20 protein-coding genes, 4 tRNA genes and 1 rRNA gene are annotated in these 21,708 nt (G+C 40.0%); 18 read left to right on the top strand and 7 right to left on the bottom strand.

Features of this window, described 5'->3' with window-relative positions; all coding sequences use genetic code 11:
• Positions 1-85 precede the first annotated feature (85 nt).
• The 4 genes from rrf (at position 86) to FR932_RS16125 (ending at position 723) form a co-directional block, all read left to right on the top strand.
• A 5S ribosomal RNA gene (gene rrf, locus FR932_RS16140) occupies positions 86-201 on the top strand.
• A gap of 90 nt (positions 202-291) precedes the next feature.
• Positions 292-368 (top strand) — tRNA-Asp (locus tag FR932_RS16135).
• Between the two features lie 81 nt (positions 369-449).
• Positions 450-541: transfer RNA gene (locus tag FR932_RS16130), tRNA-Leu, on the top strand.
• 80 nt (positions 542-621) lie between these two features.
• Positions 622-723 (top strand) — tRNA-OTHER (locus FR932_RS16125).
• A gap of 631 nt (positions 724-1,354) precedes the next feature.
• Here FR932_RS16125 and FR932_RS16120 read toward each other — a convergent pair.
• Positions 1,355-2,509: a PKD domain-containing protein gene (locus tag FR932_RS16120; protein WP_019439697.1), complete on the bottom strand. Its 1,155-nt coding sequence runs from the start codon at positions 2,507-2,509 to the stop codon at positions 1,355-1,357.
• Positions 2,510-3,016: 507 nt separating this feature from the next.
• On the opposite strand from FR932_RS16120, the gene FR932_RS16115 reads away from it, so the two are divergent.
• From FR932_RS16115 to FR932_RS16095, 5 genes are all read left to right on the top strand, one after another.
• On the top strand, positions 3,017-3,355 hold the full coding sequence (locus FR932_RS16115; protein ID WP_019439696.1) for a P-II family nitrogen regulator: 339 nt from the start codon (positions 3,017-3,019) through the stop codon (positions 3,353-3,355).
• An 11-nt stretch (positions 3,356-3,366) separates the two neighbouring features.
• Entirely contained in the window at positions 3,367-4,599 is a 1,233-nt protein-coding gene (locus FR932_RS16110; protein ID WP_019439695.1) for an ammonium transporter, read from the top strand.
• A 172-nt stretch (positions 4,600-4,771) separates the two neighbouring features.
• Complete coding sequence (locus FR932_RS16105; protein WP_019439694.1) at positions 4,772-5,356, top strand: anthranilate synthase component II; 585 nt, start codon at positions 4,772-4,774, stop codon at positions 5,354-5,356.
• 124 nt (positions 5,357-5,480) lie between these two features.
• Entirely contained in the window at positions 5,481-6,701 is a 1,221-nt protein-coding gene (locus FR932_RS16100; protein WP_019439693.1) for an aspartate aminotransferase family protein, read from the top strand.
• Positions 6,702-6,744: 43 nt separating this feature from the next.
• Positions 6,745-7,611, top strand: a complete 867-nt coding sequence (locus tag FR932_RS16095; protein ID WP_019439692.1) for an NAD(P)-dependent oxidoreductase — start codon at positions 6,745-6,747, stop codon at positions 7,609-7,611.
• A 95-nt stretch (positions 7,612-7,706) separates the two neighbouring features.
• On the opposite strand, the gene crp is transcribed toward FR932_RS16095, so the two are convergent.
• On the bottom strand, positions 7,707-8,348 hold the full coding sequence (crp, locus tag FR932_RS16090) for a cAMP-activated global transcriptional regulator CRP (protein WP_017223190.1): 642 nt from the start codon (positions 8,346-8,348) through the stop codon (positions 7,707-7,709).
• 284 nt (positions 8,349-8,632) lie between these two features.
• On the opposite strand from crp, the gene FR932_RS16085 reads away from it, so the two are divergent.
• The 5 genes from FR932_RS16085 to FR932_RS16065 all read left to right on the top strand — a co-directional run bounded on the left by FR932_RS16085 (position 8,633) and on the right by FR932_RS16065 (position 12,298).
• Positions 8,633-9,037 (top strand): OsmC family protein, encoded by a 405-nt coding sequence (locus FR932_RS16085; protein WP_019439691.1) that lies wholly within the window; start codon positions 8,633-8,635, stop codon positions 9,035-9,037.
• A 241-nt stretch (positions 9,038-9,278) separates the two neighbouring features.
• Complete coding sequence (locus FR932_RS16080; protein WP_019439690.1) at positions 9,279-9,863, top strand: cache domain-containing protein; 585 nt, start codon at positions 9,279-9,281, stop codon at positions 9,861-9,863.
• Positions 9,864-10,030: 167 nt separating this feature from the next.
• Entirely contained in the window at positions 10,031-10,225 is a 195-nt protein-coding gene (locus tag FR932_RS16075; protein WP_081588301.1) for a DUF997 family protein, read from the top strand.
• Positions 10,218-11,654 carry a sodium/pantothenate symporter gene (gene panF, locus FR932_RS16070; RefSeq protein WP_019439689.1) on the top strand — a complete coding sequence of 479 codons (1,437 nt, stop codon included), beginning with the start codon at positions 10,218-10,220 and terminating at the stop codon, positions 11,652-11,654. Before FR932_RS16075 ends, panF begins: the two co-directional genes overlap by 8 nt.
• A 239-nt stretch (positions 11,655-11,893) precedes the next feature.
• Entirely contained in the window at positions 11,894-12,298 is a 405-nt protein-coding gene (locus FR932_RS16065) for a response regulator (RefSeq protein WP_019439688.1), read from the top strand.
• Here FR932_RS16065 and FR932_RS16060 read toward each other — a convergent pair whose 3' ends face one another.
• Positions 12,299-13,246, bottom strand: a complete 948-nt coding sequence (locus tag FR932_RS16060; RefSeq protein WP_019439687.1) for a pseudouridine synthase — start codon at positions 13,244-13,246, stop codon at positions 12,299-12,301. It lies immediately after the preceding gene.
• Between the two features lie 207 nt (positions 13,247-13,453).
• On the opposite strand from FR932_RS16060, the gene FR932_RS16055 reads away from it, so the two are divergent.
• On the top strand, positions 13,454-14,371 hold the full coding sequence (locus FR932_RS16055) for a YeeE/YedE thiosulfate transporter family protein (protein ID WP_019439686.1): 918 nt from the start codon (positions 13,454-13,456) through the stop codon (positions 14,369-14,371).
• Positions 14,372-14,471: 100 nt separating this feature from the next.
• Here the strand turns inward: FR932_RS16055 and FR932_RS16050 are convergent.
• The 4 genes from FR932_RS16050 to rpsU form a co-directional block, all read right to left on the bottom strand.
• A tRNA-Ile gene (locus FR932_RS16050) sits at positions 14,472-14,548 on the bottom strand.
• Between the two features lie 252 nt (positions 14,549-14,800).
• Positions 14,801-16,627 carry an RNA polymerase sigma factor RpoD gene (rpoD, locus tag FR932_RS16045; RefSeq protein ID WP_019439685.1) on the bottom strand — a complete coding sequence of 609 codons (1,827 nt, stop codon included), beginning with the start codon at positions 16,625-16,627 and terminating at the stop codon, positions 14,801-14,803.
• A gap of 249 nt (positions 16,628-16,876) precedes the next feature.
• Positions 16,877-18,616 carry a DNA primase gene (gene dnaG, locus FR932_RS16040; protein WP_019439684.1) on the bottom strand — a complete coding sequence of 580 codons (1,740 nt, stop codon included), beginning with the start codon at positions 18,614-18,616 and terminating at the stop codon, positions 16,877-16,879.
• A gap of 268 nt (positions 18,617-18,884) precedes the next feature.
• Positions 18,885-19,100, bottom strand: a complete 216-nt coding sequence (gene rpsU / locus FR932_RS16035; RefSeq protein ID WP_006032380.1) for a 30S ribosomal protein S21 — start codon at positions 19,098-19,100, stop codon at positions 18,885-18,887.
• 219 nt (positions 19,101-19,319) lie between these two features.
• Here rpsU and tsaD point away from each other — a divergent pair, with 219 nt between their 5' ends.
• The 3 genes from tsaD to FR932_RS16020 all read left to right on the top strand — a co-directional run bounded on the left by tsaD (position 19,320) and on the right by FR932_RS16020 (position 21,707).
• Positions 19,320-20,363 carry a tRNA (adenosine(37)-N6)-threonylcarbamoyltransferase complex transferase subunit TsaD gene (tsaD, locus tag FR932_RS16030; RefSeq protein ID WP_019439683.1) on the top strand — a complete coding sequence of 348 codons (1,044 nt, stop codon included), beginning with the start codon at positions 19,320-19,322 and terminating at the stop codon, positions 20,361-20,363.
• Between the two features lie 192 nt (positions 20,364-20,555).
• Positions 20,556-21,047 carry an LPP20 family lipoprotein gene (locus tag FR932_RS16025; protein WP_019439682.1) on the top strand — a complete coding sequence of 164 codons (492 nt, stop codon included), beginning with the start codon at positions 20,556-20,558 and terminating at the stop codon, positions 21,045-21,047.
• A 57-nt stretch (positions 21,048-21,104) separates the two neighbouring features.
• Positions 21,105-21,707 (top strand): penicillin-binding protein activator LpoB, encoded by a 603-nt coding sequence (locus FR932_RS16020; RefSeq protein WP_019439681.1) that lies wholly within the window; start codon positions 21,105-21,107, stop codon positions 21,705-21,707.
• The last annotated feature ends 1 nt before the right edge of the window (position 21,708 follow it).

The raw sequence follows: 21,708 nt of genomic DNA, 5'->3' as shown, positions 1-21,708 counted from the left end.
ACTTTACGTTTTAAAGACTTCTTTATTTATAGCTTTTCAGATTAAAAACGAAGTGAAAACTTCTATAGAAAGCAAACCAGATTTGCTTGGTGACCATAGTGTTGCGGTACCACCTGACTCCATTCCGAACTCAGTAGTGAAACGTAATAACGCCGATGGTAGTGTGGGGTTTCCCCATGTGAGAGTAGGGCATCGCCAAGCGCCACTTTTAATTCAAGACGAAGTCTTGGATAAGAAATTGTCGAAAGACAGAAAGAATAGACTGATGATATTTATCAGCACAGATTGTGCGGAGCGGTAGTTCAGTTGGTTAGAATACCGGCCTGTCACGCCGGGGGTCGCGGGTTCGAGTCCCGTCCGCTCCGCCAACTATTAAATTAAGCCTGAATCGAAAGATTCAGGCTTTTTTTATACCTGAAATTTAGAGATTAAAGAAACACAGATTGTGCGAAGCGGTAGTTCAGTTGGTTAGACTTGTTATAAAAATATAAGCGGCCTGTCACGCCGGGCTGTGGTTTATAAAAATCCGTCCGCTCCGCCAACTATTAGATTAAGCCTGAATCGAAAGATTCAGGCTTTTTTATACCTGAAATTTAGAGATTAAAGAAACACAGATTGTGCGGGGCGGTAGTTCAGTTGGTTAGACTTGTTATAAAAATATAAGCGGCCTGTCACGCCGGGCTGCGCGGGGTTGTGGTTTATAAAAAGCCGTCCGCTCCGCCAACTATTAGATTAAGCCTGAATCGAAAACTCTTTATTAGAAATAGAGGCTTTTTTTATACCTGAAATTTAGAAATTAGAGAAACACAGATTGTGCGAAGCGGTAGTTCAGTTGGTTAGACTTGTTATAAAAATATAAGCGGCCTGTCACGCTGCCGAAGGCTTCGCGGGTCCGAGTCCCGTCCGCTCCGCCAACTATTAGATTAAACCTGAATCGAAAACTCTTTATTAGAAATAGAGGCTTTTTTTATACCTGAAATTCAGAGATTAAAGAAACACAGATTGTGCGAAGCGGTAGTTCAGTTGGTTAGACTCCCAGCCTAAAAAAACGGCCTGTCACGACGGGCAGTGCGGGTTGTGGTTTATAAAAAGCCGTTCGCTTTCTCTTTGCCAACAAAGATTTAAAGCCGAATCATTGATTCAGGCTTTTTTGTGTCTGAAAATCAGCGATGAAAGAATACAGATTGCGGGGCGCTGATTCTTATTTTTCGTATTCAGTTGAATTGGAAATGCTCCCTACATTTCTCAGCACTTCTTTCATCTATGAAGTTCGTTAGACTATCTACTAAAAAAGCGGCCATCCGCCGCTTAATCAATGAAAACCTATTTTTCGATTCAGGATTTAATTAAAAATCTATAGCTCGTTTGGTTCTGAGCATTCATTATTTCCTTGCTGTCGCACTTCATAAGTAAGATTGGTTGTAAATATGCGCGACATTTGGTCTTTATACTTTGTTATTTGAGCATTACACCATACATTTGCACTGCTAGACGTTGTAAGTGGGCCATTTTCAATACTTGTAAAGCATTGTTCTTCATCTCTGGCCCTGTAGATTGTATGACTTGAGGTTAGAATATCACATGTCACATAGGCTGCATTTTCATTAACATGAATGGTTTTTATGATTTCTTTTTCTATCCCTTCGTTACTTATTACAGTAAGAGCAACGCTATATGCATCTTCAACAGGAAATTCTTTTGTAACTTCTAGGCCGCTTACGCTGGATCCATCATATGGGAAGTACCAATTGTAGCTATTAATGTCACTGCTGGTATTCGAACTACTACTTGCATCAAAGTTGATCAACAAATTACTTGCCGTGTATGTAAAATTTGCGACTGGTTCCGTAGGCTCAGCTGAAACCCTAATGGTAGTGGTTACTGAATGTTCACTGCCATCGGTAGCTTTAACCTTTAGTGATACAGAATATTGACCTGATTCATTAAAGGTGTGTGTTTTAACTGCTGTAGAATAGATAGCGCCTTCGATCATCCATTCATACTCACTCAAATCGCCTTCACTATATGTTGAGTTTTGTGCGTCAAATTCAACATTCAAGCCATTGATACTCAAAACACTAATTATCGCAACTGGTTGTATTATTGCATTGGTAATTTGTTCTGAAGTAATTATTATGTCTTGATAATAACTTTCAAGTTCATCGCCTGTCGTATCGGATACAGTCGCTTTTACTCTGTAAGTGTCAGCTTCTAAAAATTGATATTGAGGGTCTTCTTCTGGGTATAGCGTGGTGACTTCTCCTATACCGTCTAGGGATACAGACCAATGCCATAATATATCGTCTTGTCTATACTCTTGACCATTTTTAGCATACGTCGCATCAAAATAATACAGTGGTGAATTTACATCACTTGGTTGATGAGTGAAAGTGACACTTGATATGATTTCTTCTGTATTATTGTCATCGTCAGCATCAAATATATCTTCAGATCCGCACGCTGTTAGCGTTGATAATATCGCTACGAGTAGTAATTTTTTCATCATCATAATCTTCCATAATCTTAGATTTTAAGTAACAGGTATTACTTACTTATTTCAGGTGGAAGCACATTATCATTATTGTTCATTATAAAAAGTACCAAATTAATTATGGTTACAAGCTTACCTTTGCGTTGTGGATTTGTGTTTATGCGATATTTAAAGTGTATTTTATAGCGTTGATTGTGATAACTAATACTTGAGAGTGGTAATTACTTAATTAGTAGTAATTAGTAAATATTAAAAATAGATAATGTCTTACATGATGTTTAGGTATTAAGGAGTTATCAAAATTGGGACTAGGCTCTCAAAGTAATGCGTAATTACATTTGTGTAACATCTGCACTAAGTTGGTGTTAATAATAGATTGGTTGCACTGTTATGGGGCTTGTTATGAGTCTATAAATGCTATTATTAAGTTAAGGTATTGATATTTAAGTGTTAAAACAATTGGCACGAAGGTTGAATTAACTTAAGTATATAGATTTTCCATATACTTAAGCAAGGAGCTCTCATATGAAGCTAATAAGCGCAATCATTAAACCGTTTAAACTCGATGATGTTCGTGAAGCTGTCGCAGATTTCGGTGTTGAAGGATTAACGGTTACTGAGGTAAAGGGTTTTGGTCGTCAGAAAGGTCATACCGAACTTTATCGTGGTGCGGAATATCAAGTTGATTTCTTACCTAAAGTGAAGCTCGAAATTGCCACGCAAACTGAAAATGTTGATCGCCTTATTGAAGCTATTAGCAGTGCTGCTTACACCGGTAAGATTGGTGATGGTAAGATTTTTGTTTACGATTTAAAACAGGTTGTGCGTATCCGTACGGGCGAAATGGATTCAGAAGCAATTTAAAGGAATAAATTATGCAAGAATTAACAACTACAGTTACTGAGCTGCGTTTTGCACTCGATACTTTTTATTTTTTAATGTCAGGCGTACTAGTGATGTGGATGGCTGCAGGTTTTGCAATGCTAGAAGCTGGTCTGGTTCGTTCTAAGAATACCACTGAAATTTTGACTAAGAACGTCGTGCTTTATTCAATCGCGTGTATTATGTTTTTATTAGTCGGTTACAACATCATGTATGTTGATAATGCAGAAGGTGGCATCATCCCATCATTTGGTTCTTTAATTGGTACACAGGCTGAAGGTGCTGATCACTCACTGGAATCGGACTTCTTCTTCCAGGTAGTATTTGTTGCAACAGCGATGTCTATTGTATCTGGTGCGGTCGCTGAGCGGATGAAGCTATGGGCTTTCCTTGCTTTCACGGTTGTTTTAACTGGTGTTATTTATCCGATTGAAGGTTATTGGACTTGGGGTGGCGGTTTCTTAGCTGAAGCTGGTTTCTCTGATTTTGCTGGCTCAGGTATTGTACACATGGCGGGTGCATCAGCTGCACTAGCGGCGGTACTTTTACTGGGGGCTCGTAAGGGTAAATACGGTAAAAATGGTGAAGTTTACCCAATTCCAGGTTCTAACATGCCATTAGCAACATTAGGTGCATTTATCTTATGGATGGGTTGGTTTGGTTTTAATGGTGGTTCACAGTTATTACTTTCAGATGCTGAGAATGCAACAGCTGTAGGTCAAATCTTTGCAAATACAAACACTGCTGCAGCTGCCGGTGCTGTTGCTGCATTGCTCATCACTAAATTGATGTGGGGTAAAGCGGACTTAACTATGGTTCTTAATGGTGCTTTAGCTGGTCTGGTTACGATTACTGCTGACCCGTTAAGCCCATCACCAGCATTTGCTACCTTGTTGGGTGCACTCGGTGGTGTGTTAGTTGTCTTTAGTATCGTGGCATTAGATAAAGCGAGAATTGATGATCCAGTAGGTGCTATCTCTGTACACGGTGTGTGTGGTTTATTTGGCTTAATGGTTGTACCATTTAGCAATGGCGATGCAACGTTTGGTGCGCAATTATATGGTGCCGCAATTATCTTTGCATGGGTGTTTGGTGCAAGTATTCTAGTGTGGGCCGTACTTAAAGCGACTATGGGCATTCGTGTTAGTGAAGAAGAAGAAGTGATAGGAATGGATATGGCAGACTGTGGTATCGATGCTTACCCTGAGTTTGTATCAGTTAAATAAAGTTATTTAGTACTTCGTAAAACAAAGCTTGGCATTTGCTGAGCTTTGTTTTTTTACTTCAGGATTTATCGAGCACTGAATTGAGGGTATTATTACGAGCGCTGATTATTAGAATCCCATCTTTACCTGTGATATTATTTACCCTGTTTCCTCATTAGAATTATAATTTTTCATGTTACTCATTATCGATAATTACGATAGCTTTACGTTTAATTTATTCCAATATTTCTCTGAACTTGGTCAAGAGGTTGTCGTTAAACGTAATGACGAAATTTCACTTGAGAAAATATCCTCACTATCCCCTGACTATCTTGTTATCTCTCCTGGTCCCTGCACTCCAAATGACGCGGGTATATCATTGTCTGTTATTGAAGCATTTTCTGGGAAGATACCGATTCTAGGTGTGTGTCTTGGTCATCAAGCTATCGCGCAAGTATTTGGTGCTAATGTGATAAAAGCTAAAAAAGTAATGCATGGTAAAACATCAGAAATAAAGCACAAAGGCAAAGGGGTGTTTACGGGATTGAATAACCCTTTAACTGTGACGCGTTATCATTCTTTAATTGTCGAAACACTAACGTTAAACGAGGCGTTTGAAATTACTGCGTGGACAGAAAATTGCGCTGGTGAATTTGATGAAATAATGGCATTCAAGCATAAATCGTTGGCGTTAGAAGGTGTGCAATTTCATCCTGAAAGTATTCTGACTGAGCAAGGAAAAGAACTACTAAATAATTTTCTGATGCGTAATTTATAAATTTCTATTACATTACTCAATATTAACTTGACCTGTGATTAAATATCTTTAATTATTGAATATATATGCGTTAATTGTTGGCGCGTAAGTATTTAGTTATTGATTTTACTGAGAGGGAAGGAATATGACCAATAATGTAATAGGTGTAAGCCGAAAAGATTTTGATACTGTCATGGTGCCTAATTATGCGCCAGCAGCGATGCTCCCTGTTCGTGGTCAAGGCTCTCGACTGTGGGATCAAGAAGATAATGAATACATTGATTTTGCAGCTGGTATTGCTGTTAGTTGTTTAGGTCATTGTTACCCCCCTTTAGTAGAAACGTTACAAAAACAAAGCCAACAGCTGTGGCATGTGAGTAATTTACTGACCAATGAGCCAGCATTAAGGCTTGCGACTAAATTAACTGATGCGACATTTGCAGAGCAAGTGTTTTTTGCTAATTCAGGAGCCGAAGCGAATGAAGCTGCATTGAAGTTAGCACGTCGTTATGCACTTGATCACTTCGGTAATAAAAAAGATCAGATAATTGCTTTTAATCAAGGTTTTCACGGTCGTACTTTTTTCACGGTGACGGTGGGTGGACAAACTGCGTATTCCGATGGTTTTGGTCCTAAACCTGGAGCTATTAAACATGTTGATTTTAATGATCTAGCAGCTTTAGAATCGCTTATGAGTGACAATACTTGCGCTATCATGATGGAACCTTTGCAAGGTGAAGGCGGGATCCATGTCGCTAGCCAGCAATTTATGATCGGTGTTCGGGCGTTGTGTGATAAATACAATGCGCTACTGATATTTGATGAAGTTCAAACCGGCGTCGGCCGTACTGGCAATTTATATGCTTATCAAAATACGGACGTTAAACCGGATATTTTAACGTCAGCTAAAGGTCTTGGTGCTGGTTTCCCTATTGCTGCGATGTTAACAACTGCGCGTATTGCGAAAAGTTTGAGTGTCGGGACACATGGTAGTACTTATGGCGGTAATCCATTAGCTTGTAGTATTGCAGAGGTGGTTGTTGATACTGTTAATGACACTGGTTTTTTAGCAGACGTTAAGGCTAAGTCTGTTATTTTTAAAAATGCTTTAACTGCGCTTAATCATCAACATGCTATTTTTGCTGATATTCGTGGTGAAGGATTATTATTAGGTGCTGAGTTAACTGAGCAGTATCAAGGGCAAGCGATTACCATCATGAATTTAGCTGCTAAAGAAGGTTTGCTAATATTAGTGGCAGGTGCGAATGTGTTACGTTTTACACCAGCACTTAATATACCAGATAATGATATCCATGCTGGAATGCAAAAACTGAGTCTTGCTATTGAAAAATGGTTATCGGCTTAACCGTTAATTATAATTGAAGTGACATGTAATAGGTGGAGTAAACGTGAAAATAGCATTTATTGGTTTAGGTGTAATGGGTTATCCAATGGCGGGGCATTTACAGAATGCTGGACATGATGTTGTGGTATTTAATCGTACCGCGAGTAAAGCAGCCGCATGGGTGGATAAATACCACGGAGAACGAGCTCCTACACCTTATCTAGCTGCAACTAACGCTGATTTGGTACTTATGTGTGTTGGTAATGATGATGATGTACGTAGCGTTGTTTACGGTGACGATGGCGTGCTGTCGGCTATGAGTGCGGAAACGATACTGATCGATCACACTACCACGTCAGCATTATTAGCTGAAGAGCTATCTGTTGCCTGCACCAAATCAAAGGTTCACTTTCTGGATGCGCCAGTGTCGGGTGGGCAAGCTGGTGCTGATAATGCATTGTTGACGATTATGACCGGCGGTGAAGCTAGTGCATATGAACGTGCCTTACCTGTATTAGATATTATGGCGAAGAAAGTGACCTTGGTTGGTGGTGTTGGCGCTGGACAGAAATGTAAAATGGTTAATCAACTATGCATCGCGGGCCTAGTACAAGGTTTGGCTGAAGGTATTAATTTTGCTAAAAATGCAGGATTAGATGAACATGTTGTTCTTGATGTCTTACGTAATGGTGCGGCTCAATCTTGGCAGTTAGAAAATCGTACGTTGACGATGGCTCAAGGGAAATTTGATTTTGGCTTTGCTATTGATTGGATGCGTAAAGATCTCAGTATTTGTTTCGAAGAAGCGGAGCGTAATGGTTCTTTGGTACCGATTGCGAAATTAGTCGATGGATTCTATGCTGAGTTACAAAACGCTGGTGAACAACGCAGTGATACGTCAGTACTCATTAAACGATTAGCTAAATCATAACATGCGCGAACGAATAAACTGTCGTTAATAAAAAAGGCGTCTGACTGTGAATAACATGTCAGGCGCCTTTTTATTAGCTTAATAAAATGATTGAATTAGCGAGTGCCAAATACCACAATCGTTTTACCATGAGCTGAGATAAGCTCTTGCTCTTCAAGCATCTTCAAGATACGGCCAACAGTCTCACGTGAGCAACCTACGATCTGACCAATTTCTTGACGTGTAATTTTAATTTGCATACCGTCTGGGTGAGTCATTGCGTCAGGCTGTTTTGCTAAGCTTAGTAATGTTTGTGCAATACGGCCTGTTACGTCTAGGAATGCTAGATCACCCACTTTTTGGCTTGTCGTTTGTAAACGTTCTGCCATTTGTCCTGATAGACGCATTAGAATTTCAGGGTTAACTTGGATTAACTGACGGAATTTCTTATATGAAATCTCTGCTACTTCACATGGTGATTTAGCTCGGATCCATGCGCTACGTACAGGTTCTTCAGTATCTTCAAATAGGCCTAATTCACCCATGAAGTCACCTTGATTTAGGTAAGAAAGAATCATTTCTTTACCTTCTTCGTCCTTGATTAGAACTGCCACAGAACCTTTAACGATAAAATATAAAGTTTCTGCTTTTTCTCCAGCATGGATCAAAGTACTTTTTGAAGGGTACTTGTGAATATGGCAATGAGATAAGAACCATTCTAAAGTAGGGTCGGATTGTGGCTTGCCGATAACAACCATGGGTATTCCTCTGTAAGTTATTATAATCGCAAATTATGTCCGTATTGCGATATTTTAATTTTATTATTATTAATGACTTGATAGCATAAGAGACAATAACACTAATAAGCAAGAACTGAGTTGATCTCTGTTCAATATCAACGTGAATATATCATTTTTTGAATATTGACTTACTGTTTATTTGTGACTTTAGACTATATTTGGGATATGGGACGGCATTATACCACTCTTGTGGTATTTAATATTGTTCAATACCTTTGAATTAGACATTAACTAGGTGTTTTATGAAAGCAAATGTGAAGTGGATCCAAGAAATGCAATTAATGGGCACGTCAGAAACAGGCCACGGTCTGTTAATGGACGGTGATCGTAATGGTATTGCAGCAAGTCCAATGGAAGTTGTGTTGATGGGAATGGGCGCATGTAGCTCTATTGATGTTGTTGATATTCTTAAAACGGGTCGTCAAAAAATCCTTGGTTGTGAGGTTGATTTAACCAGTGAAAGAGCCGTTGAGCCACCGCGTGTATTTACTAAAATTAATGCGCACTTCATTGTCTCTGGTGATGAACTAAATGAGAAAAAAGTAAAACGTGCTGTTGAATTGTCGATGGAGAAATATTGCTCTGTTGCTAAAATGCTCGAGAAAGCTGCAGAAATCACGTCTAGCTATGAAATTGTAGCTAAATAAGGGTATTTGATAGTTAATTATTAACGATGGACTACTGTTGTATGTTTATCGTTAATCTCCTACCTAAACTGATTACAATCTTCTAAAAAGATCATGCTATAAGCACATACAACGGATTGATGGATACTATAATTGTTTATAAAATCAGCTTTAAATCATGATTTATTCATTGTTTACAGTCGTTTATGTTTTTTTGTGTTAGCATGTTATCACGTTATTTTGTTGTGTTGTAGAGGCCGTCATGTGCCGTCGTTATTCTGTTACTTATCAAATCACCTGCGTTATTGTCGTTAGCGTGATGATCCTGATGTCTATTGCTTTGGGTTATTTGTCTATATTGCGCGGAGAGATACTAGCTGAACGAAAATCACGTTTAGTTAATATTATCGATAAAACTGAAGCGATTTTTCAGCGTTATGATCTGTATTATCAATCAGGAGTATTATCACTTGAGGACGCTCAAAAGCAGGCCTTAAAGCGTGTTATTTTACTGGATGATAATTATATTTTTGTGTTCGATGATAATTATACGCTCCTCGCGTCTTTAGGTGGTGTCGATAGTGAACACGAGAATGTAAAAATGCTGCAAGACTCGGACGGTCATTTCACCTACCAAATTATTCACGAACAAGCCGATAAACTCATCGAAGGTACCTTTGTCAGTTATTGCTTTCCATTATTTATTGGTGGTGAAGCGGTGCGTAAGATCTCATACAGTAAACGTTTTTCTGCATGGGGTTGGACTTATGGTGCAGGGGTTTATATTGATGATATTGATTCTATTATCGGCCACACGTTAATTTCATTCGACGAATCCGTCGTGTAATAAAATGTCACCTTTAATCGTGTAATAAAACATTATTTGGATGTACAGGTATTATCGCGATATAATTCAGCTTAAAACACTAAAACGGCTAGGGCATTCATCTGATTAGAGTTATTTACCTATTCCGATGCGTTATATTCTAGGCCATATTTATTTTAGGCTTAACTATGCACTTAATTTCAACAAAATCCTTGTTACTGACATTGAGCTACTTTGCGCTATGGTGTACAGGACCGCTACTATTAGTTGATCAAGGTAACTGGTGGGGACTGCCTGTTTGGTTTTGGTTTTCTTGTCTGTTTGCACCTTTACTGCTTATTTTTTCTCTTATTCTAATGATTAAATCTACTTATCATGACTAATCTAATTCCTATTTTTATCTATCTTATTGCGAGCTTGCTGATCACTCGTTGGTGGAGTGCCCGTCAATCAAAAAAATCTGGGGGATTATACCAAGATAAAGCGAAACGCTTTTTTATTGGTGGACGTTTTCTTAATGGCCCTTTGTTAGCCCTGACGTTAGTTGCAACTTATACGAGTGCAAGTTCATTTATTGGTGGGCCGGGTGCAGCGTATAAAATTGGTTTAGGTTGGGTGTGGTTGGCGTTGATCCAAGTCCCTGTTGCTATGCTCACCTTAGGCGTTTTAGGCCCCAAACTACTCGCGCAGCGCAAAGCTGAGCACACGACCTTGATTGAATGGTTGGATGCGCGATATCAAAACAGCTGGTTAACTAAATTAGCTTTGGTTAGTTTGGTCGTTGGTTTTATCGCTATGATCTCGGTGCAGTTTATTGGTGGTGCTCGACTATTCTCGGGGGTGAGTGGCATTAGTTATGAACTCGGGTTGGGGTTATTTGTCATCACTGTATTGGCGTATACGCTAACGGGTGGCTTTCGTGCTGTCGTGATCACCGATGCGTTTCAAGGTATCTTGATGATTATCGGTGTATTAGTGATTTTTATCACCTTGTTATCGCAAGGTGGTTTAACTGCATTAATGACAAACGTGAGTGCCCAATCGCCGACGTTATTAAGTCCGCAGGGTAATAGTGGGCAGCTGGGTTGGCCAATGATGCTGTCTTTTTGGATGCTAATCTGTTTTGGTACCTTGGGATTACCGCATACTGTTGTACGTTTACTGGCAGTGAAAGATACTAATGCATTAAAGCGAGGTATGATCTGGGGAACAATCATCAGTTTCCTAATGACGCTGATCCCGCATTTAAGCGGTGTATTAGGCCGAGCTTTATATCCTGATTTGACAGTACCCGATGAAATTATGCCAAGATTGATTACTGGTCTTTTTGACCCGTTCTGGGCTGGCGTATTATTAGCTGCACCGATAGCGGCGGTTATGTCATCGGTAGATTCAATGTTGCTACAATCTGCGGTTAGTTTAGTGCGAGATGGTGTCGTTCGTTGTTATCCCTCATTAACGGCTAACGCACAAGTAAGTTTAACGCGTGTGGCGATGGTGCTGGTTACACTCATTGCGACCTATTGTGCTATTGAGCCACCGAGTATGATCGTGTGGCTTAACCTTGCTGCTTTTGGGGCGCTACAAGCGGTATTCTTATGGCCTATATTAGCTGGGTTATATTGGCCACAAATTGCAGGTAATGCGGCTTTAGCGGCGATGCTCAGTGGCCTTGTTAGTTATTTACTGTTGCTATGGTTTAAACCTGCCATGTTTGGCGTCCATCCGATCGTACCCGCACTATTTATTTCGGCTATGTGCATGCTTGTTGTGCATCGATTACTACAAACGCCAGCCATTACTAAAGCATAATTCACCTGCTGTTTATCACAGGTCTTCTGCCGTTGAAGGCCTGTCGATTTATTCCTTTTTATATTATTCAATTTATTTTTAATGGGTGAAGTATAAAGCTATGCTTAAAGCATTAAGATGTTGATTTTAAATGTGATCAGTTTCATACTTTCGAGTTAAATTACACTGGTTTTAGCCCATTTTAACAGACTTGCACCTATACTGAGCTAATATCTGATAATAATCAAAAAGGGGTGGTAATGAGACGTCTGATTGTTGAAGATAGTAAGATCATCGTACAAATAATTGCGCAGCTAGTACGTAAAATTTCGATTGAATACTACGCGGATAGCGATAACGTAATGTATGCGGATAATGTCCCTCTCGCACTTAATTTATTATCAAAACAAGCATTTGATTATATTTTTTTAGATCTGAATTTACGCGAAGAATTAGATGGTTTAAAAATATTAGAGTATCTCCGTAAACAGCAAAAGAACATCCCTGTTTTTATCGTGACGGGGGATAATAATATTAATACTGTTAAGCAAGTGATTAAACTCCAGCCGACTGATTATTTAGTTAAACCAGTCTCTAAAATGAAAATATTCCGTTGTTTAGAGAAAGCCAGAGAGTTGAGAGGCTTAAACGCTACAGTAAACTAATTAAATAATATCGACGACCCCATTAATTAGTGCTTCAATATCAAGTGCTTTCGTCGTGATATCGTGTTCAACACCCGTGACAGGATCGGTAAACTTTAGTTGTTGTGCTAATAGTTGCAACGGCTGCTGAAAGTTATCGTCGCATCGGTCTAATAGTGTTGGATATAAGCGATCATTCACCAATGGCATTCCTAAACTAGCCATGTGCAAACGCAGTTGGTGGGTCTTGCCTGTGATTGGCGATAGCTTGAATAATCCAAACTCCCCTTTAACAGTCATTAATTCGATGCTCGAATGACTGTTCGCTTCACCGTCTATTATTTGCATCGTGAATGTTGGATCACCTTTAACAATTCTGTTCTTTACTGTCCAGCTAAGTGGTAATTGCAGACTTTTTTCATCATGCTGCTGTTGTAACTCCGGTGTTAATCGAGCAATGGCGTGATAGTGTTTGGTGATATTACCATGTTTGAATAAGTCATGGTAAATACTACGTTGTTCTGGGATTTTACAAAGCAGCATGAGTCCAGCTGTGGCGCGATCAAGGCGGTGTGCTGTTACCAGTGTTTCGATACCGGTTTTTATTCTTAGGCGGTTAACCAGGCACTCATTGACGAATTGGCCGCTAGGACTTACCGCTAAAAAGTGGGGCTTGTAAGCAACGATGATGTTGTCGTCTTCGTAAATAATGTTTTCCGCAAAAGGGACCTTCTTCTCTACAGCCACTTCACGGTAATAATACACGCGTTCTCGTGGCACAAATGCACAATCTAAAGTAATCAAACGACCGTCCCGCCAATGTACTTTGCCATCGATGATACGTTGCTGCCAGACTGAAGCATCAATCTGTTTGAAGTGATTGCTTAGAAAACTAAATACAGTGGGCTTATCTGTTACGTGTTCTGGTAATACAATATGAGATGCATGGGCCGCGCGGACAGTAGACATAGGATTAATAAACTCTGTAAAAATGATAGTAAATTACAAGGTGCAAGAGTGTAGCCCAAATAAGCATTTTATTCACTGCTCCAACATACATCAATGTAGTTTTTGGTATATCAGGCATCGCAGGATAATTTTACTATATTTAAAGCTATTCACAGGGTGAAAGTATTTCGATTCAGAATCATTATGTGCGTTTGTATAGGAGATGTAGTGTTGTTTATTACTATTACGTTGATCTTAATTGCCTGCTTGGGTTACCTCGCGCAAACCACAGGGCTCTGTATGGTTAAAGGTGTTAATCAGGCTGTTAAAGGAAAGCCCATGTTTCTCCTTGCTATTTTACTGAGTGGCACATTCTCATGGCTGCCTTTGTTAATCGTAGATTTTACTGCTGAATTGGATATACAGACGTCACATCAGGCTAATTGGTTTTCGGCGTTTGGCGGCTTACTGTTTGGCTTGGGCGCTGCGGCCAACCATGGTTGCGGTGTGTCAACTGTTAGCCGTTTAGCGCGTGGAGAGATGGTGATGCTAGCGACGGTAATTGGTTGGTTACTTGGCTGGATTTTATTAGCGAAATTTATTGATGAAGTGGAAAGTGATATTTATATACAGTCACAACAAATACATTTTATGGTACTGATATTATTGTCTTTATTATTAATCATTACTTTATTTTGTTTTAATAAAGCAAATAGAACATTGTGGTTATCGATGTTGAGTATTGGCATGATGGCGAGCGTTGTATTCTTATATGAACGGCACTGGGCACCAAGTGGTTTACTTAAGGATATTAGTTTATTTGTCTGGTATGGCAATGGACAAGAATGGCCATCGGCAGAGCGATTCTTATTGATATTAAGTTTAATTTTAGGAATGTTAATCGCAGCCATTACAACTCGATCTTTTGTTTTTAAAGGGATGACAATTGCACTACTTATTAAGCATTTACTCGCTGGAACACTCATGGGTATAGGTGCTGTGTTGGCGAGTGGTGGTAACGATACGCAATTGTTATTAGCCTTACCTGCTTTTTCACCAGCGGGCTTAATCGCTGTTATTTTTATGCTATTGGGGATTTATTTAGGCGGGGCCGTGATTAAAAGTGCTCAATTGAAAGAGTATTGAATCGATTTTTAGGGAAATGTTAACTTAACTAAGTATTTGACGACCATTTTATTACAGGCATAAAAAAACACCTGATGTTGCCATCAAGTGTTCTAAAATTTGGTGGGCCCTCCCAGACTTGAACTGGGGACCTGCCGATTATGAGTCGGATGCTCTAACCAACTGAGCTAAGGGCCCTGATCTTTCAAACGCTCTTACGACGCTTTAAGATGCAGAAAGTATATAAGTATAGTTTCTGTGTGTCTAGGTCATATTCAATAACTTAGACAAGTAACCAACTAACTGTTCAATTATTCATCGAAGATACTGCGTGTTCTACTCGTGCTCACAAATAGGCACATTATTATTCATTTTATTGCAGGCATAAAAAAACACCTGATGTTGCCATCAGGTGTTCTTGATAATCGAGAATAGTATCTAACGATTTAATTACTCGTCTAGGAAGCTGCGTAGCTGTTCGCTGCGGCTAGGATGACGTAATTTACGTAATGCCTTAGCTTCAATTTGACGAATACGCTCACGCGTTACATCGAACTGTTTACCCACTTCTTCAAGTGTGTGGTCAGTATTCATATCGATACCAAAACGCATACGCAGTACTTTCGCTTCACGGGCTGTTAGGCCTGCTAGAACGTCGTCTGTCGCGCCTTTAAGGCTATCTTTTGTAGCAGCGTCAACTGGTAAAGAAAGCGTTGTATCTTCAATGAAATCGCCTAAGTGAGAATCTTCATCATCACCGATAGGAGTTTCCATTGAGATTGGCTCTTTAGCAATCTTCAATACTTTACGAATACGATCTTCTGGCATCATCATGCGCTCAGCCAATTCTTCTGGCGTTGCTTCACGGCCCATCTCTTGCAGCATTTGACGCGAAATACGATTCAGTTTATTGATTGTTTCAATCATATGCACTGGAATACGAATTGTACGCGCTTGGTCAGCAATAGAACGTGTGATTGCCTGACGGATCCACCATGTAGCGTAAGTTGAGAATTTGTAACCACGACGGTATTCAAACTTATCTACGGCTTTCATCAGACCGATGTTACCTTCCTGGATTAAATCTAGGAACTGTAGACCACGGTTGGTATATTTTTTGGCAATCGAAATTACTAGACGTAAATTCGCTTCAACCATTTCTTTTTTCGCACGACGCGCTTTCGCTTCACCAATGCTCATACGACGGTTGATGTTTTTGATCTGAGAAATAGTCAGACCTGTCGTATTTTCTACTAATTTTAATTTGTTGATGCAACGACGTACGTCAAAATCGATACGTTGTAATGCTTGCGCATAAGGTGCTGCTGATTGTTGTGCTTTTTCAAACCAAGTAATGTCAGTTTCGTGACCAGCAAATGCTTCAACGAACGCTGCTTTTGGCATTTTACAATGTTCAACACACATCTTGATAACAAGACGTTCTTGCACACGTACGTGATCCATCATGTCACGCATGTTATTTACAATGCGATCAAATTGTTTTGGGATCAAACGGAAAGTACGGAATACTTCACTTAGCATTTCAACTTGCAGGCGTGTTTTCGGGTGTTCTAAACCGTCTTCTTTAATGCCTTTTAGTAGTGCTGTGTGAAATTTACGTAATTCTGCAAATTTTTCAGCTGCTTCTTCAGGATCAGGGCCTTTATTGCCTTCTTCCTCTTCTTCGTCATCATCTTCAGCTGAATCGTCATCTTTGGTTGGTACTTCAGAGCCGATATGTGTTGCTGTTGGTGCTACATCCTCCGCATTTGGATCGATGAAACCTGTGATGATGTCGCTTAAGCGTGTTTCTTCAGCAAGGAATTTGTCGTATTCAGCAAGTAACGAGTTAATTGCTTCTGGGTATTCAGCTACAGCCGTTTGTACTGCGTAGATACCTTCTTCAATACGTTTTGCAATTTTGATCTCGCCTTCACGAGTCAATAGCTCAACAGTACCCATCTCACGCATGTACATACGTACTGGATCGGTAGTACGACCAATTTCAGATTCTACAGAAGCAAGCGCTGCGGCTGCGGCTTCAGCGGCATCTTCATCAGGTGCTGATGTATTTTCTGCCATCAATAGGTCATCTGCATCAGGTGCAGTTTCTAGCACTTGAATACCCATGTCATTGATCATTTGAATAATATCTTCAACCTGATCTGAGTCCACAATATCTTGTGGTAAATGATCATTTACTTCTGCATAGGTGAGGTAACCTTGTTCTTTACCTTTAGCTACAAGAAGTTTTAATTGTGATTGAGGGGATTCCATAGAATACTTCCACTCCGGTGACGTGGTTCAAAGATACAGACGCAAAAGCACTGCGCAAACAAAGCAGTATAGTGCTAAACGGTGCTTTTTTCTACTTATTGGTATAATTATTGTGGTCAAAATACGCGTAACTATAACGGTTATCACGTTATATTAGGCGAAAACTTTCAACTCAGCGTTCTGAACCGATTTAATTCGGCTCTTTTAGTTAGATCTTAAATGGGGCTTAATGGATCATATTTCAAGCCATTACGATGATTTTAATTCATCTAAAATGCTTTTATACTCCAAACGCTCAGATTGTGTTAAACCACCCTGCGCTAATTTTAATTGTAGTTCACTGAAACGTTGTTCGAAGACTTGGGTGGAAAGAACAAATAAAGTATCGAAAAACTCTGCCTCAACGGCGTCATCTGCGCCATGATCCCATACTGCCAGTTTTATCAGTGCTTTCTGCTCTGGAGTATCACGCCAATATTCTAGTAATTGTGCGGTACTAATTTGATCGCTACCATTTGTTTGTTCTAACAATTTTAATAAAATATTAATGCCGGGTAATTTTAATTGCGGTAAATCATCGAATACAGGTAGGTTAAAACCGATATGCGGATTTTGCAATAATAACCCAATAGCACGACGTATTGGTGTTATTTGGATCGCTTTTTTGGCTGGTTTCGTGGTTGCTACTGTGGTGAATAGTTTATTTAACTTAGCTTCATCCCAGGCTAAGAAACGTGCTAGTTTCTTCAATACAATACCGCGGTAGAAACCGTCAGGCATTTTTTCAATTAAAGGTTTGGCTTGGCTCGCTAATTTACTGCGTCCTACATCGGTATTTGTTTCAATATTTTGGCTTAAGCGGCTAAATAGAAAGTCCGGTAACGTCTGGGCATCTTTAAAAAGTTGCTCAAGTGCGTCTTTTCCTTGATTACGCACTAATGAATCGGGATCTTCACCATCGGGTAAGAAGACAAATTTTAAATCTTTACCGTCACGTAATTGCGGTAGTGCGTTCTCAAGTGCGCGCCATGCTGCATCACGCCCAGCCTTGTCACCATCGTAACAACAGATCACTTCGTTAGTGTTGCGGAATAAAGTCTGCATCTGATCACCAGACGTCGAAGTACCCAGTGACGCCACCGCATAATTAATATCGAACTGCGCTAATGCAACCACGTCCATATAACCTTCAACCACGACAATTTGTGGGATCTCTTTATAGGCTTGGCGGACTTCGTATAAACCATAAAGCTCTTTACCTTTATGGAAGATAGGTGTTTCTGGTGAGTTCAGATATTTTGGTTTTTCATCGCCGAGTACACGACCACCATAACCAATGACGCGACCACGTTTGTCACGAATAGGGAACATAACGCGTTCACGAAAGCGATCGTAGCGACGAGATTGATTTTCGTTCTCGGTTAATACACCTGTGGTGAGCAGTTGTTCTTCGGTATGTTTGTCACGGCCAAAGCGTTTTAAGACGTTATCCCAACCTGGGGCGGCATAGCCAATGCCATATTTAGCAATGACTTCTGCAGTTAAACCACGTTGTTTTAGATAGTCGTTAACAACTTTTTTGTTTGGGTGTTCTTTTAATTGATATTGATAAAAGCGTGTAACACTTTCGAGTAGTTCATAATAATCTTTACGCTCGGGCGCAGTCGGGCCGTTATTATTGCCACCTTCTTCTCTGGGTACTGTAACACCGTAAAAACCGGCGAGATCTTCAATCGCCTCGACAAACTCAAGGTTGTCATATTCCATTAAAAACCCGATGGCATTACCGTGCGCACCACAACCAAAGCAATGATAAAACTGCTTATCTTGACTGACAGTAAAAGAAGGGCTTTTTTCATTATGGAACGGGCAGCAAGCTTGGTAGTTTTTACCTGCTTTTTTGAGCTTTACGCGTTTTTCGACGATATCAACGATATCTGCTCGACCTATCAAACCGTCGATAAAGTCGCGAGGTATTCTACCAGCCATATGTACCTAACTAATGAGTATGAAGATGATTGACTATTAACAATAGTAATGACAATTACAGTAAATAAATGACTCTAGTATGAGTAAATCAGTTATGTACTGGTATCGTTATACGATTAGGATTATCAGTTTTATAAGTCTTGAAAGCAAACAAGCCGTGACTCTAGGAGTTCACGGCTTGTTTATAAGCGTTATCTTAATCGATTAAGTCAGAGACTTACTCAATGGGATAAGCTTAAATGCATACAGTAGTTATACTAATCAGGGATTAGTATAGACGTACGCGACGTGCATTTTCACGAGACAGTTTCTTAGCTAGACGCTTAGATGCTGCTGCTTTAGCACGTTTACGAACTGTAGTAGGTTTTTCGTAATGCTCACGACGACGTACTTCAGATAAGATACCTGCTTTTTCGCAAGAGCGTTTGAAACGACGTAGAGCAACGTCAAACGGTTCGTTTTCACGTACTTTAATTACTGGCATGTTTGCTTCCAACCTATAGGTTAAATGGTTCCAAGTTATCTGGAACCTAAAAATATTTTTATAGTAATTCTATAAAAATGGTGCCGAATTGTACTCTAAAACACGATTACATGTAAAGACTAATAACTTGTCGCTAGGGAAATAAGTATAATTTGGCGCTGGAGAAAAACACATTGCACAGGTACTATTGTCGAGTCATGTTTAAGGTGAATAAATAAAATGCGCGTAATAGGAATAGAAACATCATGTGATGAGACCGGCATTGCAATATATTGTGATGAACAAGGGCTAATGGCTCATCAACTTTATAGCCAAGTAAAGCTACATGCCGATTACGGTGGTGTAGTACCGGAATTAGCGTCACGTGATCATGTGCGTAAAATTATTCCATTGATCAAAGCCGCGTTAGTTGAGGCTGGCTGTACGAAAGATGACATCGATGGCATTGCTTATACAACAGGCCCTGGACTGGTTGGTGCATTAATGGTGGGCGCGACTGTTGGTCGTAGTATCGCTTATGCATGGGATATTCCCGCATTAGGTATTAATCATATGGAAGGCCATATGTTAGCACCTATGCTTGAAGAACAGACGCCTGATTTCCCATTTCTAGCGATGTTGGTATCGGGTGGTCACACGCAAATTGTGCGTGTTGATGGCCTTGGTCAATATACGTTGATGGGTGAATCTGTTGATGATGCGGCTGGTGAGGCATTTGATAAAACCGCGAAGTTACTGGGTCTCGATTACCCTGGTGGCCCTCGATTATCGGCGCTAGCTGAAAACGGTGTGGCGGGACGTTATAAGTTCCCACGTCCAATGACGGATCGCCCTGGTTTAGATTTTAGTTTCTCAGGATTAAAAACGTTTGCAGCGAACACGATTGCGAAAGAAAAAAAATTAGCGGAAGAGGCTGGTCATGATAGCGTCGATGAACAAACGCGTGCAGATATCGCGTTTGCATTCCAAGAAGCTGTCGTCGATACCATTTCAATTAAGCTAAGACGTGCAATCAAAGAAACCGGCATTAAGCGCTTGGTTGTTGCTGGTGGTGTCAGTGCGAATAAATACTTACGCATTAAGTTGGCTGAGATGATGGCTAAGCATCATGGTGAAGTATTTTATCCGCGTATCGAATTCTGTACCGATAACGGTGCGATGATCGCGTATGCTGGTCTGCAGCGTTTACGTCACGGTGGCGATGACAGCTTAGAGATCACGGCGCGTCCACGTTGGCCATTAGATCAAATGGATGCGATATAAGTCATAACTATTTGATTTTTTAGTTGTCATATTTACTTTAATGGGTAAATTTGAACAAAATAAACCAGACTATCGGTAGGTAGTCTGGTTTTTTTATAACTGCGATTAGGTAGCGCGAGCATATTTGGCAATATACTATTTTCAATTATAATACGATATATTATGTTAACACTTTTTAGGGATAGATTAATTATGAGAGTAGCAGCATTAAAAATGACCGTGTCAGCGGGTATAATAGCTTTATTATCAGCATGTTCGAGTCAAACTAGCATTGATAGTGATTTAGATATTAGTGGTGCACCAGATTGGGTAAATATCGGTACTCAAACCGTCGATAACGATTCTGGACGTTTATTACACGGTGTCGGCATGTCAAATGGCATCGCTGACGAATCATTACAAAAGTCTGTCGCGGATAATCGCGCACGTGCTGAAGTTGCGCGTATCCTAGCAACGTCTGTTGATGCGATGCAGGCTGATTACACGGCTGCATCAAATGGTGAAGTAAGTGCCAATGTTGAACGTGAAATTAAAGCGAAAACTAAATTAGCATTAAATGGTGTCAAGATTATCGGTCGTTGGAGAAACACTGATAATGGCGATATTTATTCTTTTGCTGAGTTAGATTTGTCTGATCTTGACGCTGCTATTAAGCGTGCTACTGCATTAGCGCCACAACAGTAACCGCCTGATGTAGGCATAAATGAATTGAAAGTTGTTAAATTTAGAAGGAAATGATGAATGAATAAGTTGTTAAAATTAGTATTAGGGTCGATCTTAGTATCGACATTAGCGACAGGCTGTAGCACTTCAGTAGAGCGTGTTGATGCGGGTCAGACTATCGATTTAAGCGGTGCTTGGAATGATACGGATTCACAAATGGTGGCGCAGGAAATGATCAGTGATGTGCTAGCACGTCCTTGGTATAACAATTTCACCGCTAAAACGGGTAAATCACCTGCTGTGATTGTCGGTACAGTGCGTAACTTAAGTCATGAACACATCAACACTAAAACCTTTGTTAATGAAATGGAACGCGAGCTAATTAATAGTGGTCGTGTTGAGTTTGTTGCATCAAGTGACGAGCGTAATGAAATCCGTGAAGAACGTATCGACCAAGATTTAAATTCATCTGAATCAACACGTAATGCGGCCGGTAATGAGCAAGGTGCAGACTTTATTCTGAAAGGTCAGATCAATACTATTATTGATACCGCTGATAGCGACCAAGTGCGTTATTACCAAGTTGATTTAAGCTTAATCAGCCTCGCGGATAACCGTAAGGTATGGGTTGGTCAGAAGAAACTGAAGAAATTAGTGTCTAACGGTAAACTGCGTTATTAAT

The organism is Moritella marina ATCC 15381, from assembly GCF_008931805.1.
In the GTDB taxonomy this organism is placed as follows: domain Bacteria; phylum Pseudomonadota; class Gammaproteobacteria; order Enterobacterales; family Moritellaceae; genus Moritella; species Moritella marina.
Note: the sequence above shows the minus strand (reverse complement) of the source record. Positions and strands in the feature narration are given on the sequence as shown.